Source organism: Wolbachia endosymbiont (group B) of Scrobipalpa ocellatella, assembly GCF_964188425.1.
In the GTDB taxonomy this organism is placed as follows: domain Bacteria; phylum Pseudomonadota; class Alphaproteobacteria; order Rickettsiales; family Anaplasmataceae; genus Wolbachia.
In genome coordinates this window covers 900,240-913,365 of sequence record NZ_OZ077190.1, presented here as the reverse complement: position 1 = coordinate 913,365, position 13,126 = coordinate 900,240, and the positions used below count along the sequence as shown (strand labels likewise).

Below are 13,126 nucleotides of genomic sequence, written 5' to 3'. Positions count from 1 at the left end.
TATTACAAGTTTATATGCTCTGTCCTTGAATATTTGTTTGTTCAATAGTAGTACTTTCCAAATTTGTGGAGATAGTAGCAAACATCCTTCTCGCTAAAGCCGTTGACAATGTAGCACCAATTCCAGCTCCAGTTGCAGCTATAAAACCAGGGCCTAATAATTCCATATTTGTTTCAGTGCTGCTGCTAGTTATATTGTTAATTAACATCATCGCGCCTGCTCCTAAAGCTGCTACTAACCCAATCCTTGACGGTTTACTTGTTGCATCAAGAGAATATTGTACTACTTCTCTAAGCTCTGAATTACTGTTTTTTAACGCTACTGCTATTGATGCTGGTAACATGACCATTATTGGCATGGATAATAGTCCTCCAAGTGTTGCACCAATAATTTCACTCACTTTTGATTTTCCAAGATTAACTCCTAGATTAACTCCTAAGGCTGTTATACCTAATACTCCAATTGAGGTGATAATCCTTACATTTCTCTCTTCCATTTCTCTCACATGCGCCTCATATTGTATTGTAGCTTCTGCTACCGCTAACCCAATACTATTTGGTTGCTGTGGAATCTGATTTACTCGCCCTAACTCTTGTGAAGTTTTCCCTCCAATACTTTTGACGGCATCTTCTAAGTCTAATAACGATCTGTTATTTAACCTTACGTTATCTTGACTATCACAAAAGACAATGTAGTCTAAAATTGTCATTCTCAGATTATTCATTTCTATATCATCATTAATATGATCTTTTAATATACTTATAATCTCTAATGCTCGCTCCTTCATATCTCTTTCTTCTTCTGCACTAGCTGGTGCAAGTATGAGAAAAATTATTCCAAGAAAATCTTGTTGTAATTTTTTTAATTGTTCTAAGCTCATAATAATTAACATTAATATATATTATTAAATAATATAGTACTATAGTTACTTAATCAAGATTTATATTAATATATTAAGAAATAAGCACTAAAAAATGATATCCTTAGTCGTAAAATACAAAAAGAGCGGAGCACCCAGTGCCACAACACTGGATAACGATAAAGAAGGAAGTAGAGAAAGTTATATGTAATAGTTTAAAACTATTACAAGTTTATATGCTCTGTCCTTGAATATTTGTTTGTTCAATAGTAGTACTTTCCAAATTTTGTAAAGATTCAAATTCTTCTTGCATATCCAGTATGTCTTCTATTACTTGCTGATCTTCATCTCTTTCTTCTAATTGAAATGCTGCTGCTTCTTGAGGTGCTTCTAGCAGTTTTTTTAATATTTCTGTGCGCAGTTTCTCTGTTATTGATTTCCACTGTAGCATTACTAGCATTTCATTTTGCAGCACTGACATTTTCTGTAGTGTTTTCACTTTTTCTGACAGTCCTTTATTTTCTTTTTGCAATGCTTCTATTTTTCTTTGCTGATACTGATTATCTGAATTTGTCATTGGTAATCCATGCATAACCTACTCCAAGTTAAAATTTAGACATTATTAATTAAGTGATACAGTTTCTTTAGTCAATCAATATATTATAACATTAGGATTAACAACTAAAAGAATAGAATGAAATATCAGGCAATATTCCGTATAATTAAACTTTTAAGATGGAAAAATGACAATTCGTGTAGGAATTAATGGTCTTGGTAGAATAGGCAGAAGTGTATTGCGTGCTATTTTTGAAGTAGAAAACTATAGCGAGCAAATAGAAGTTGTGGCGGTAAATGGGTCGCTCAGTGCTGAGCAGCATGCACATTTGATTAAATATGACTCTGTTCATGGCAAATTTAACGGCGATATTGATTTTAACGAGTCTGAAAATTGGCTATCTATAAATGGCAGGAAATTTTCTTTATATAGAGAACGTAGCCCTGAAAATATTCCTTGGAATGTTGATGTAGTGCTTGAATGCACTGGTGCATTCAACAAGCGTGCGGAAGCAGCAAAGCATAATGCAGAGAGAGTAATTGTCTCTGCTCCAGTTTCAGATGCTGATGTAACTGTAGTTTACGGCGTAAATAACGATATGCTAAAAAAGGAGCATAAAGTGATCTCAGCAGGTTCTTGTACTACAAACTGTCTGGCTCCGATTGTACACGTTTTACACTCCAATTTAGGTATAAAAAGCGGTTTTATGACCACTATACATGCCTATACGAATGATCAAAATATTCTTGATGGCAACCATAGAGACTTACGTAGGGCAAGAGCTTGTGGCCTTTCTATGGTGCCAACTACAACTGGAGCAGCAAAAACAATTGGTTCTGTCATTCCTCAGTTAAAGGGTAAGCTAGATGGTACTGCTATTAGAGTTCCGGTTAGCAACGTTTCTATGGTTGATTTTAAATTTACGACTGATAAGAAGGTAACAGCTGGAGAAATAAATGAAATGTTTAAGAATTCAGCAAATCATGTGCTTTCCGTATGTAACGAGCCTTTAGTTTCAATAGACTTTGTCCATAACCCTTATAGTGCAATTGTGGATTTAGCTGGTACATATGTCACAGGTGATATCTGTAGAGTTGCAGCGTGGTACGATAATGAATGGGCTTTTTCACTGAGAATGTTAGATATAGCTTTATTGTAAAGTATGAACGAAAACTCACAAAAATATGCTTCATTTTATGAGCACTTTGCGGAACTTAGAAAAAGGGTTATTTTTTGCTTTCTATTTTTTTGTGTTACCTTCGGGTTTTGTTACTACTTTAAAGAAAATATATACCGCTTTTTACTTGCACCTTTAATAGAAGTTACAAAAGATAGCAATGATTTTTCTCTAATCTATACAGACTTAACAGAAGCGTTTTTTGTATATCTCAGGGTTGCAATAATGAGTGCACTGTTGTTTTCTTTTCCTGTGTTTGCATGGCAATTCTATATGTTTCTAGCACCTGGCTTATATAAAAGAGAAAGGGCAGTGTTATTGCCATACTTAATTGCAACACCGGTTTTGTTTGTAACGGGAGCCGCTGTAGTTTACTACTACATATTTCCCTTAGCCTGGAAATTTTTTATTGCTTTTGAACATAGCGGTAAATCTTTCGGTATACCAATAGAGTTTATGCCATCAGTTAGTGAATATTTAGACCTTGTTCTTCAATTCGCGTTCGCTTTTGGTACTGCATTTCAAATTCCAGTCATACTAACCTTAATGGTGAGAGTAGGGCTAATCACTGCACAAAGTTTGTCAAATAAACGGAGAATTGCGATAGTGGTAATTTTCATTATTGCTGCAATCTTAACTCCACCTGATGTACTAAGCCAAGTAGGGCTTGCAATTCCAATGTTGGTATTATATGAGCTGTCTATTCTGATATGTAGATATATTGAGAAGAAAGCAAAGGATTGAATCAAGAATATTATTTATAAACAAAGAATGAGCACCGGAGCACTTTTTCTTGAACATTGAAATGGGATTATGTAAACTGCCCTTATTGATTTTTTAGTAGACGCCAAGTGAATTAAAATATTACGAGGTGTGTTATGATAATAGTTGTTGGTGGTCAAAAAGGTGGTACTGGTAAAACGACCATAGCCACAAATATAGCGGTGATGCGTGCTAGGGAAGGTAGAAATGTCCTTCTCTATGATCTTGACCCATTAATGCTAGCTACCTTGTGGGCATCCCAGCGAGACAAGGACAAAAGTTTACCGAAAATTAACAGTATTCACAAGGTGTTAGGCCAAATTAACATTGGTGTAGTAATCAGAAATGAGCTACAAGCTTTACAGTCCAAATATCAAGATATTATTGTTGACGCAAGAAGAGTAGATGAAACTTTAAGGGCTGCCTTATCATTAGCTAATCTAGCTATATTTCCGATTCTTCCATCTGCAGCTGATATGTTGACGTTTAACACTCTGAGCAACTTAGTTAACGGTGCTCAAAGTTGTAACAAAAACTTTCAAGCAAGAATCCTACTTAATCAAATGAATACTAATCCAGTTGTAACCAAAAAAGGAATTGAGAAATGTGATGCTTTTTTAAGCTGTTTTGAACACTTAACAAGGTTCGATAGTTTTTTGAGTCAGCGAATTGCAATTGAAGATGCCTATGGCGAAGGTATGGCAATTGTTGAATCAGCAGACTTAAAAGCAATTAGGGAAATTGAATCTGTTTATGAGGAAGCCTTATCTACTGTTAGAAAATCAGAGCCAGCACAGTCAGTGTTAAGGTTGCCACCTAGTTTACATCAAAAATTGAGGGAAATAGCCTTTATAACAAAAGATACAGTTTCTAACATTGGATTCAGGGCTTTAACGGAATACATTAAAACTTTAGAGAAATAAGAAACCAATCAAAATGAAGAAGAGAGGTTTGTTTCCTTGATTGTCTTTCAACTATTTTTCTGAAGTTGGAGGTTCGATAGGTTGCTGTGTAAAAGATTAGGAAGTAGTTTTGTTAGTGTTGAAAATTATAGCTCTTTTCCTAATAGTCGGAACATGATGGAATAGGTAAAGTAGTGAGGAGATGTGAATGCCAGCAGCATATAGTTATGATTTAAGGAAAAAAGCATTGGATGTAGGGGAAAGTAGAGCATTTGTAGCCAAGAGGTTTAAAGTTAACATTCTATGAATGGCAAAAAGGTGCAAGAAAATAGGCGATTTTAAATCAAAATGTAGATCCAATAGAGCGTGATTGATATCTTGCTAGTAATAGTGTAACAGCTTTTATTAAGATATTTTTTGCCATATGGCAGCAATAACAAAGTTAGAAAATTGATGGCTGAATATGTTGGCATTGATAAACAGTATATTATGCTTCAAGCAATATTTACTTTAGTAGCTTCTACAACTTTTTTTAGTATATTGGTGCTATGTACCAACAGCAGTATTTGCACTTGCTACGTGTTTCTTTGTTAAAAATGATGTACATGCTGCATTTTCTGCAAAAGAACTTTCTCCTGAGTTTGCCGAAATTATTACTGAAAAAGTAGTAAATAATGTTGAGCTCAATGCAGAAGACAACTCTCAATCGAGAAGCTACTTGTATGAGACTGTGTTATATAGCGAAACTAGATTTCACTTTTACACACCTAGATAAGGGGTAAAAGCAGATACTAGAATGACGAAATCGTTATTCTGCTACGCATTATCGCCGTATAACTATAGCTATATATGAACTAAAAAAGTAATATTCACTAGATCTTAATATTTTAGATCTATATTTCAATAAAATATTACAATTAGTATGAATGATCCATTTAAAAGTGAGGATTATAAAAAAAATCTCGATTCTCTGATCAAAGCTATAAAGCTAGGGAATTCAGAGAAACAATATGGTAAAACAGTAACAGATTTATCTCATGCTTTAGAGGGTTTTACAGATAAGGCAGAAGATGTAGCTAAACTTGTTATACGTGATGACTTGAATAATTGTGTAAAGAAGGCAAATAAAAAGCCATTAATTCTTAGGATATTCAATAGAATATTAGGAAGAGATGTTTCGATTAGGAATATAAGTAATTTTATAAAAGATAAATTGCCTCCTTCAACTGCTAGAACAGCAATCGAATATACAGATGTTATTCAAAAAATTTCAGATTTAGAGCGAATAGAAAGAAGTCAAGATAAATATAGGTCATATGGAATAAATTTAGAAAATAGACAGCAAAAGAAAAATCTCTTATATGAGCGAGAAGATTCAGGTTATGGAGGTTCATTAAACGAAGATCCTGAGTATGAAGAAATATCAAATTATCAAGAGGAAAAGAGCAAATCTTTAACAAAAGATTTGCGTAATCTACAATCAATTAAAGAGGAGCCGATTTATGCAACAATTCCTAAAGAACATATAGAAGCAAAAAGAGAAAATAGGAAGAAACAACAACTTCAATCTCTTGCACCACCAAAACCACCAAGAGTACCACCAGTACCAGAGAAAATGTTTACTATCAATCAAAAAATTAGACAAGAACCGAAAAAAGATAAACCTGCAGTACCACCAAAGCCTAAAGATTTAGGCGAAAAAGTAAGCACAGAGCAAAAAATAGTAGTGGAAAAATCAGCTGAGAGTAACCCTACACTACCACTAAAATCTGAAAATCAAGATGGTAAAGAATCAGCAAAAAAAGCTGATGGACCAAAAGTACTAGTAGTTGCTATGAAAAAAGAAGTGACTCGCGAGAGTAGTAAAGTAAAGGCATTAAAAGAAAGATTTGAGCGAAATCAAGTAAAGAACGTGTTGCCTGCTGAAAACAAAACTGCTTCAGTAACACAAACGGATATCAGTGTGAAGAGAAAACAATCTCGTTCATTTCCAGTAGGGAATAAAAAATCTTCGATCAACCATCTTGCCAGCAAAAATTTACCTTCCACGAATGTAAGTGTAAAAGAAATGGTTAAAAAATTTGAAGGGAGAAAAGGTGAAAGATAGTAATATTTGGGTATTTCCCTACTCATGAAAATTAGCTCTTATCATAACATTTTTACAGCCATAAGAGGAAGTTTTTATAAAATTGGGGCTAAAGAAAACTTGCATGTAAATGTATCAAGGTATAAAATTATAAATATTAAGAATGAATAGGTTAGTTATGAATCTTGTAACAAAATCCGCTATCGATTTTACTGCTTCGGCTGTTCTTGCTAGTGGAAAAATAGTTGATGATTTCTGTTTAAGTAAACATATAAAGGATAAGTATGCTATCCTTTTTTTCTATCCACTTGATTTTACTTTTGTCTGTCCAACTGAGTTGATATCATTTAGCAACAAAATAGAAGATTTTTCAAAACGTGATGTTGAAGTGATAGGAATAAGTATAGATTCAAAATTTTCACATTATAAATGGCGAAACACTCCAGTTAATGATGGTGGTATTGGAGAGGTTAGCTACAATTTAGTGTCTGATATCAAAAAGTCTATATCAAGAGACTATGGGGTCTTATATGATGACTCAATTGCACTAAGAGCAACTTTTGTTATTGATGATAAATTTGTTGTACGTCATCAATCGATAAATGATTTTCCTTTAGGGCGTAATATCGATGAATTCATTAGAATCATTGATGCAATAAAACATAATGAAGAGCATGGTGAAGTATGTCCAGCAGGGTGGAAAAAAGGCAAGCCTGCGATGCAGGCAAGCGATGAAGGAGTGGCTGATTATCTAAACTCACACAGTGCAGAATTATAAATTGAGTACAAAAGTTCTTATTATTGGATCTGGAGCAGCGGGTTATGCTGCTGCTATATATGCAGCACGTGCAAATTTAGAGCCAATTGTAGTAACAGGAATGCAACCTGGTGGTCAGCTTACAATTACTACGGATGTTGAAAACTATCCAGGTTTTATTTCTATACAAGGTCCAGAACTCATGGAACAAAAGAGGTTGCATGCAGAGAAGGCGGGAGCAAGAATAATAGACGATGAGATAAAAAGTGTAGAACAACTTGAGGATTCTAATGAGTATAGATTTAGATCTTGTGGTAATGCTAGTGACTACTATTCGAATGCAATTATAATCGCAGCTGGTGCGCAAGCGAAGTGGCTTGGCCTGGAGAGTGAAAAGAAATTTCAAGGTTACGGAGTTTCGGCATGCGCAACTTGTGATGGTGCATTTTTTAGAAATAAAGTTGTAGCTGTGGTTGGTGGTGGAAATACTGCTGTTGAAGAAGCAATATTTTTAACTCGATTTGCTAAGGAAGTTATATTGATACACAGGCGTGATAAGTTAAGAGCAGAGAAAGTAATGCAAGACAGGCTCTTTAAAAATGATAAGATAAAGGTAATATGGAATCATACCGTAGAGCAGATTCTTGGAGAAGAAAATCCTAAAAAAGTTACTGGCATTACAATTAAATCGACAGACATCAATAAAACCCAGGAATTGAAAGTAGATGGAGTGTTCATTGCAATTGGGCATGCACCAAATACAGGTATTTTTAAGGGCTTTGTTGAAATGGATCAGCAAGGTTATATAATTACGAAACCTGGAACAACTCTAACCAGTAGGGCAGGGGTGTTTGCCGCTGGCGATGTTCAAGATAAGGTATATCGCCAGGCAGTAGTTGCCGCAGGAACAGGGTGCATGGCTGCACTTGATGCAGAAAAATTTTTGGAATCATAATTAGTTCTAAAATTTTTAACTAAATTACTTGCAATTTTCTTTGTTTTTTTTATAATTATGTTAATAAATTATAGGTTGAGGAGAATTTAGTATGCTTTCGGGAAGTAATGTAGATTTTAGAAGAAGGGTTGTTAGTGATGTAGGATTACGAACTCAAAATCAAACAACTTCAGGACAATCAACAACAAAATTATTTAAAGCTATTGATGATGAAAATCTAGGGGATTTTAAGCGAGCTCTGGCAGAAGGTGCGAATGTTAATGCGTTTGATGAGGGATATACACCATTAATGACTATTATCATGGGTGGTGATGATAGTCCTACAAACTTAAAAATGATGACTTTGCTTTTACAGCACCAGAATTTAAATGTTAATATTCAAGAAGCTAAAGAACTCAATACAGCTCTACATCTAGCTTTTCGTATGGAAAATAGGAGTTTCGTACAGATGTTACTTAGACATCCTGAATTGAATCCAGTCATTAGAAATGATTATGAAGATCGTTATGGGAGCAGAAAAAGTTACACTCCTAAAGAATATATTGAACAAATTGGGAGAGAGCAGGAGAAAGATTTTTCACATCTTACAAAAGAAATACAAAAAGCACAAACAGGAAAACAATTATTGAATGCTCTTTCTCATGGAAATTTCCATGAAGCAAAAAGACTATTAAATGAAGAATTCAACCCTAATTGCTGGAAAAGAAATTTCAATGGAGAAATAGAAACGCTGCTTAGCCTGATTATCAAATCATGTTTACAAGGAATAACACAAGATAACGAGGAAGTATTGACTAAACTTTTAGAACATAAAGACCTAGATTTTAATCAAATAAAACCGATACCAGCTATAGAGCAAAATCCATGGGTGAAGCAAATAATTGAGCAAGTTATGAAGGAGCGATTAACTGATGCTATTAATAGAAAAGATTTGGGTGATGTAAAAGAATTAGTAGAAGATCACTGCTTCATAAATCGTGCAATTGTCAACGCTGTGTTGGGGAATGTTAATAATCCAAGTGAATCTATTAAAAATTATCTCAATGAGAAATTTCCTGCAAGTGCAGAGCAACCTGTAGCAAATACACATAATGTTCAATCAGAAATAAACGATGAGTTTATTGCTCAAGAATTGCAGCGACTTGAAAACCTGGAAGGTGAACTTGAAAGAACAAAGGCTCAACTTGCAGAAAAAGAGCAAGAGTTGAATAGGACCGTAGATGAAAGAACAAGAGACACTGACAAAATTTCACAGTTAGAAAAGGAGTTGAGACAAGTAAGGCAGGGTAATCAGGAAAGAATTCACACTCTCACTGATCAAGTAGCTCGACTTACTAGAGAAAAAAGTCAACTTAAAAACCTTAGAGATGAGCTTGAAAGAACAAAAACTCAACTTAGAAAAAAAGAGCAAGAGTTGGATAGGGTTGTAAGTGAAAGAGACACTAACAAAATTTCACAGTTAAAAAGGGATTTTAGTCAACAGAGATCAGAACTTCAAACTCAAAATCAAGACTTAAATAACAAAAACAGAAAACTTTCAGAAGCAAGCATTTATAATAGAAGGCAAAGTAACTATGCCTCTGCCTCTTTTGTGTTATCTGGAGCGTTTGCTATTGGTGCATGTTTAACAATATCGAATTTAGAAATATGTATTTCACTTGCTGTAGCTGCATTTGTCTTCCTTACAATTGGATGCTACTGTTCATATAAAGCAAGTACAGTACTGAGTGATGTGATAAGCACTGAATTTGGTAATGTTATCAGTTTAAGATAGAGTTAAGGTTTTTACTTCTTGTCTAAACTCTTCTGAAAATTTTTGTACATCCTGAAAATACCTTGATAATTCGAGTGAATGTAAACCTGAGTGGTTTCAAGACTGAAATAGTTGTTGTAAACTTGCTTCTATTATCTTTTAGTTCAAGAAATTAAAAGTTTAACGATGAGAATTATAATTACAGACCAAAGTAAAAAGTAGGCTTTTCCATTTGATTTATTTTTCACCTGTAATTTTTTGTCAGCTATTAGGTTTAATTTTTCTATAAGGCTAAATATTCCCTGAATTGCTTTTATGGGATAAGAGCTTTTAATTTTTTCCCTATACCCTATTTTACTTTCATGTTGATTGTTTATCCATGTTTCAACTACTTTCCACATATTGATTTCTGGATAGACTTTCCTACATGTTCCTTCTAATAAAATCATAGTTTTCTGCAGCAATAACAATTGTGTTTGAACTTTCATATCAAAATCACCAGTTATTTTTAGTAGCTGAGTAAGTAATCGAGCAAATGAAATCTTCTGTATAGGCTGTCCAACAATGGGCTCACCTATTGCTCTGCAAGCTGTAACAAAATTTCTATGCTGTGATGGAACATAACCGGCTCTAAAGTGCATTTTTGCAACGTGATCATAATCCCTATTTAAAAAGCCTTTGAGTATCTCTATAACGTAATAGCATGTCTCACGATCTATTCTACCCATGATTCCACAATCCAGGGCAATAATATTGTTATTACTATCGATCATTAAATTTCCAGGATGCATATCAGCATGAAAAAAACAATCCCTATATACCTGATTACAAAAAGATTCTATAAGATTGATAGCTATTTGCTTTCGGTTATTCAGCTTTTCAACTTCGTATATTGGTATAGCTTCCATCCATTCTAATGTTAAAACCTTTTTTGAAGTTCTACTCCAATCTATTTCAGGTACGTAGAAACCTCTGTCATGTTTAGTATTTTCCTTCAGTTCCGAAGAGTGGGCAGCCTCAAAGCGTAGATCTAACTCTAATCGGCAAATTTCAGCAAAAGTTTTGACTAATTCAACTGGCTTCAGCCTTTTTGATTGTTCACTAAATTTTTCTGCAATTTCTGCAAGCCAAGAAAGCATTTTTATATCCCTTGAGAATGTTTTCTCAATATTTGGCCTCAAAACCTTTACAGCAACTTCCTTACCCTCAATTGTAACTGCTCTATGCACCTGAGAAATTGATGCTGCTGCAATTGGCTTTTCAGAAAAACTTGAAAAAATATCGCTTAATTTACAATTAAACTCACTTTCTATAGTTTTAACTGCTATTTTATACGAAAATGATGGCAATCTATCACATATCAATAGCAAGTTATTTGTTATGTCCTCATTTAAAATATCAGTGCGTGATGAAATGGATTGCCCAAATTTAATGAACACCGGACCTAATCTTTCAAGAGCACGCTTTAGTTTATGACCTTGTATTTTATTTATTGATTTTTTTGATGGTGGAAGTAAATAAGGTAACACATTGTAGCGTGTTAGCACTGTAGTTATTTGCAGAAGACGTAGAATATTTTGAATCATTTCGCTGCGTAACTGCCAAATATTTCATTTATCTCCATAATTTCATCAGGTTTACCTTGATAATAGATAGTATTATTTATGCAAATTATGTAATCTGAGGATGGTAGAGCAGAGTTAAGGTCATGAGAAGTCATGAGAATCGACACTGATCGTTCTTTTGCGATTTTATTTATAATATCATAAAATTTAGATCGTGCGTTAATATCCATTGCACTGACTGGCTCATCTAAAATGATCAAATCAGATTCTGAAATTAAACAGCGTGCAAGCAGCAGTAATTGTGTTTGTCCTGCAGAGATTTCTAATACTTGATTTTTTAGGATGTTACCGATACCAACCAATTCTATTGCTTCTGTAACAATGGGTTGATTTTTCTTCAATTTCTTCGAGGAGCTATTGAAAAGGAAAGACTCAACTGTTATTGGCATCAAATTACCAATACTAAAATTTTGTGGCATATAGCTAATTTTTATATTGTCAGCGAATACAATACTGCCAATAAAACCTTTATTTATACCAGCAACTGCTTTCACTAAAGAGGTTTTACCTCCGCCATTTGGACCAAGTATTGTAACTATATCTCCTCTTTGTACTGATATGTTGATATTATCAAGAACTTTTTTGTTACCGTATGAAAGAGTAAGGTTTTCTATTTTTAGAATGCAGTTATTGACACTACTTAATTTTTTGGCAAAAATTGACTTCTTCTCAACATTTATATGAGACATTTACTGTTTTTTTTTCTATTACTTTCATTTACATTATACTACAATAGTGCCTTTTCATCCAATTTAAAAATTGTAGCTACAATCAAACCTATACACTCACTTGTAGCTTCTGTTACAGATGGAATTTCAAAGCCAGAACTACTAATGTACGAAGTAGTGTCTGAACATAACTACATGCTCAGGCCTTCAGACGCAAGTAAATTAGAATCTAGCAATATTATATTTTATATCGATGATTCTTTGGAAACATTCATTAAAACTTTCGCTAAAGAAAATAAGAAGTTAATACCGCTATCAAGTGCAATCGATCTACTTCCTGCTCGAACACATTCATTTTCTAGTCACATTCAAGATGAAAAAGATTTGCATATTTGGCTGAGTCCTGAAAATGCAAAAAGTATGATACTTTCTATCAGTGCAACATTATCTAATATAGATAAAGAAAATGCCTATCGATACAATACTAACGCAGAGGAGGCTATAAGAAAGATAGACCAAGAAGTAGAAAAAATTACGAAAGAATTGGATGAGTTAAAAAATCAAAAATACATAGTTACTCACGATGCTTATCAATATTTCGAAAAATATTTTGATTTAAGTTACCCAAGCGCCATTCTTTCTATAGAAGAAGATTCTTACATAGGTATGAAGAGTTTAATGAAATTAAAAAAGGTAATGAAAGAGGAAAACGTTAAATGTATTGTTTCTCATTCACGAGAGGATAGCATAAAGCCTAATGTCTTTTCTAGTGACGTAAAAATGGTGATTCTTGATCCTATTGGATCAGATGTAGAGCCTGGAAAGGATGCATATCTAGATATAATCAGCAGCATTGCACAAAATTTCAAGTCTTGTTTCACTGAGTAATGAGTTCTTTTATCTATTCAGATAGCATTGCAAACTTAGTGCTTTCTATTCCAATCACAGCTATACCGACATTATCTACCAGAAGTATATCATCCCAGTCTGGGATTCAGTTAAGTTGGTAAGCATAAAAATATTATG

General features: G+C 33.8%; 13 protein-coding genes and 1 pseudogene. 9 read left to right on the top strand and 5 right to left on the bottom strand.

Features of this window, described 5'->3' with window-relative positions:
* Positions 1 to 10: 10 nt before the first annotated feature.
* Together AB3210_RS04215 and AB3210_RS04210 are read right to left on the bottom strand one after the other, a co-directional pair.
* Positions 11 to 880: a hypothetical protein gene (locus AB3210_RS04215; RefSeq protein ID WP_038197751.1), complete on the bottom strand. Its 870-nt coding sequence runs from the start codon at positions 878 to 880 to the stop codon at positions 11 to 13.
* 211 nt (positions 881 to 1,091) lie between these two features.
* Positions 1,092 to 1,451, bottom strand: a complete 360-nt coding sequence (locus AB3210_RS04210; RefSeq protein ID WP_019236364.1) for a hypothetical protein — start codon at positions 1,449 to 1,451, stop codon at positions 1,092 to 1,094.
* Between the two features lie 151 nt (positions 1,452 to 1,602).
* On the opposite strand from AB3210_RS04210, the gene gap reads away from it, so the two are divergent.
* From gap to AB3210_RS06800, 4 genes and pseudogenes are all read left to right on the top strand, one after another.
* Complete coding sequence (gene gap, locus AB3210_RS04205; protein WP_019236363.1) at positions 1,603 to 2,574, top strand: type I glyceraldehyde-3-phosphate dehydrogenase; 972 nt, start codon at positions 1,603 to 1,605, stop codon at positions 2,572 to 2,574.
* A 3-nt stretch (positions 2,575 to 2,577) separates the two neighbouring features.
* Entirely contained in the window at positions 2,578 to 3,336 is a 759-nt protein-coding gene (gene tatC / locus AB3210_RS04200) for a twin-arginine translocase subunit TatC (protein WP_007302699.1), read from the top strand.
* Positions 3,337 to 3,470: 134 nt separating this feature from the next.
* Positions 3,471 to 4,277: an AAA family ATPase gene (locus AB3210_RS04195; RefSeq protein ID WP_230609127.1), complete on the top strand. Its 807-nt coding sequence runs from the start codon at positions 3,471 to 3,473 to the stop codon at positions 4,275 to 4,277.
* 187 nt (positions 4,278 to 4,464) lie between these two features.
* Positions 4,465 to 4,617 (top strand): annotated as a pseudogene (locus AB3210_RS06800) (IS630 family transposase); the annotation flags it as partial.
* A 185-nt stretch (positions 4,618 to 4,802) separates the two neighbouring features.
* Here the strand turns inward: AB3210_RS06800 and AB3210_RS04185 are convergent.
* The gene (locus tag AB3210_RS04185) at positions 4,803 to 4,955 is read right to left on the bottom strand and encodes a hypothetical protein (RefSeq protein WP_180708363.1); all 153 of its coding nucleotides are present in this window, start codon (positions 4,953 to 4,955) and stop codon (positions 4,803 to 4,805) included.
* Positions 4,956 to 5,178: 223 nt separating this feature from the next.
* Here AB3210_RS04185 and AB3210_RS04180 point away from each other — a divergent pair, with 223 nt between their 5' ends.
* The 4 genes from AB3210_RS04180 to AB3210_RS04165 all read left to right on the top strand — a co-directional run bounded on the left by AB3210_RS04180 (position 5,179) and on the right by AB3210_RS04165 (position 9,828).
* Positions 5,179 to 6,363: a hypothetical protein gene (locus tag AB3210_RS04180; protein ID WP_007302701.1), complete on the top strand. Its 1,185-nt coding sequence runs from the start codon at positions 5,179 to 5,181 to the stop codon at positions 6,361 to 6,363.
* Between the two features lie 157 nt (positions 6,364 to 6,520).
* Positions 6,521 to 7,120: a peroxiredoxin gene (locus AB3210_RS04175; RefSeq protein ID WP_019236360.1), complete on the top strand. Its 600-nt coding sequence runs from the start codon at positions 6,521 to 6,523 to the stop codon at positions 7,118 to 7,120.
* Positions 7,107 to 8,054, top strand: coding sequence for a thioredoxin-disulfide reductase (gene trxB, locus AB3210_RS04170; protein ID WP_017532617.1), 948 nt, complete (start codon positions 7,107 to 7,109; stop codon positions 8,052 to 8,054). Before AB3210_RS04175 ends, trxB begins: the two co-directional genes overlap by 14 nt.
* 91 nt (positions 8,055 to 8,145) lie before the next feature.
* On the top strand, positions 8,146 to 9,828 hold the full coding sequence (locus AB3210_RS04165) for an ankyrin repeat domain-containing protein (protein ID WP_214303412.1): 1,683 nt from the start codon (positions 8,146 to 8,148) through the stop codon (positions 9,826 to 9,828).
* A 143-nt stretch (positions 9,829 to 9,971) separates the two neighbouring features.
* Here AB3210_RS04165 and ubiB read toward each other — a convergent pair whose 3' ends face one another.
* Positions 9,972 to 11,393, bottom strand: coding sequence for a 2-polyprenylphenol 6-hydroxylase (gene ubiB / locus AB3210_RS04160; RefSeq protein WP_012481747.1), 1,422 nt, complete (start codon positions 11,391 to 11,393; stop codon positions 9,972 to 9,974).
* Positions 11,390 to 12,121, bottom strand: a complete 732-nt coding sequence (locus AB3210_RS04155) for a metal ABC transporter ATP-binding protein (RefSeq protein WP_007302706.1) — start codon at positions 12,119 to 12,121, stop codon at positions 11,390 to 11,392. The genes ubiB and AB3210_RS04155 overlap by 4 nt, the downstream gene beginning before the upstream one ends.
* On the opposite strand from AB3210_RS04155, the gene AB3210_RS04150 reads away from it, so the two are divergent.
* Entirely contained in the window at positions 12,113 to 12,988 is an 876-nt protein-coding gene (locus tag AB3210_RS04150; RefSeq protein WP_007302707.1) for a zinc ABC transporter substrate-binding protein, read from the top strand. The genes AB3210_RS04155 and AB3210_RS04150 overlap by 9 nt on opposite strands.
* The last annotated feature ends 138 nt before the right edge of the window (positions 12,989 to 13,126 follow it).

What these genes read in the sequence shown, in the direction of transcription:
- AB3210_RS04215 (WP_038197751.1), bottom strand. Translation starts at nt 880, where the DNA reads ATGAGCTTAGAACAATTAAAAAAATTACAACAAGATTTTCTTGGAATA.
- AB3210_RS04195 (WP_230609127.1), top strand. Translation starts at nt 3,471, where the DNA reads ATGATAATAGTTGTTGGTGGTCAAAAAGGTGGTACTGGTAAAACGACC.
- gap (WP_019236363.1), top strand. Translation starts at nt 1,603, where the DNA reads ATGACAATTCGTGTAGGAATTAATGGTCTTGGTAGAATAGGCAGAAGT.
- AB3210_RS04155 (WP_007302706.1), bottom strand. Translation starts at nt 12,121, where the DNA reads ATGTCTCATATAAATGTTGAGAAGAAGTCAATTTTTGCCAAAAAATTA.
- ubiB (WP_012481747.1), bottom strand. Translation starts at nt 11,393, where the DNA reads ATGATTCAAAATATTCTACGTCTTCTGCAAATAACTACAGTGCTAACA.
- AB3210_RS04210 (WP_019236364.1), bottom strand. Translation starts at nt 1,451, where the DNA reads ATGCATGGATTACCAATGACAAATTCAGATAATCAGTATCAGCAAAGA.
- AB3210_RS04150 (WP_007302707.1), top strand. Translation starts at nt 12,113, where the DNA reads ATGAGACATTTACTGTTTTTTTTTCTATTACTTTCATTTACATTATAC.
- tatC (WP_007302699.1), top strand. Translation starts at nt 2,578, where the DNA reads ATGAACGAAAACTCACAAAAATATGCTTCATTTTATGAGCACTTTGCG.
- AB3210_RS04175 (WP_019236360.1), top strand. Translation starts at nt 6,521, where the DNA reads ATGAATCTTGTAACAAAATCCGCTATCGATTTTACTGCTTCGGCTGTT.
- AB3210_RS04165 (WP_214303412.1), top strand. Translation starts at nt 8,146, where the DNA reads ATGCTTTCGGGAAGTAATGTAGATTTTAGAAGAAGGGTTGTTAGTGAT.
- AB3210_RS04180 (WP_007302701.1), top strand. Translation starts at nt 5,179, where the DNA reads ATGAATGATCCATTTAAAAGTGAGGATTATAAAAAAAATCTCGATTCT.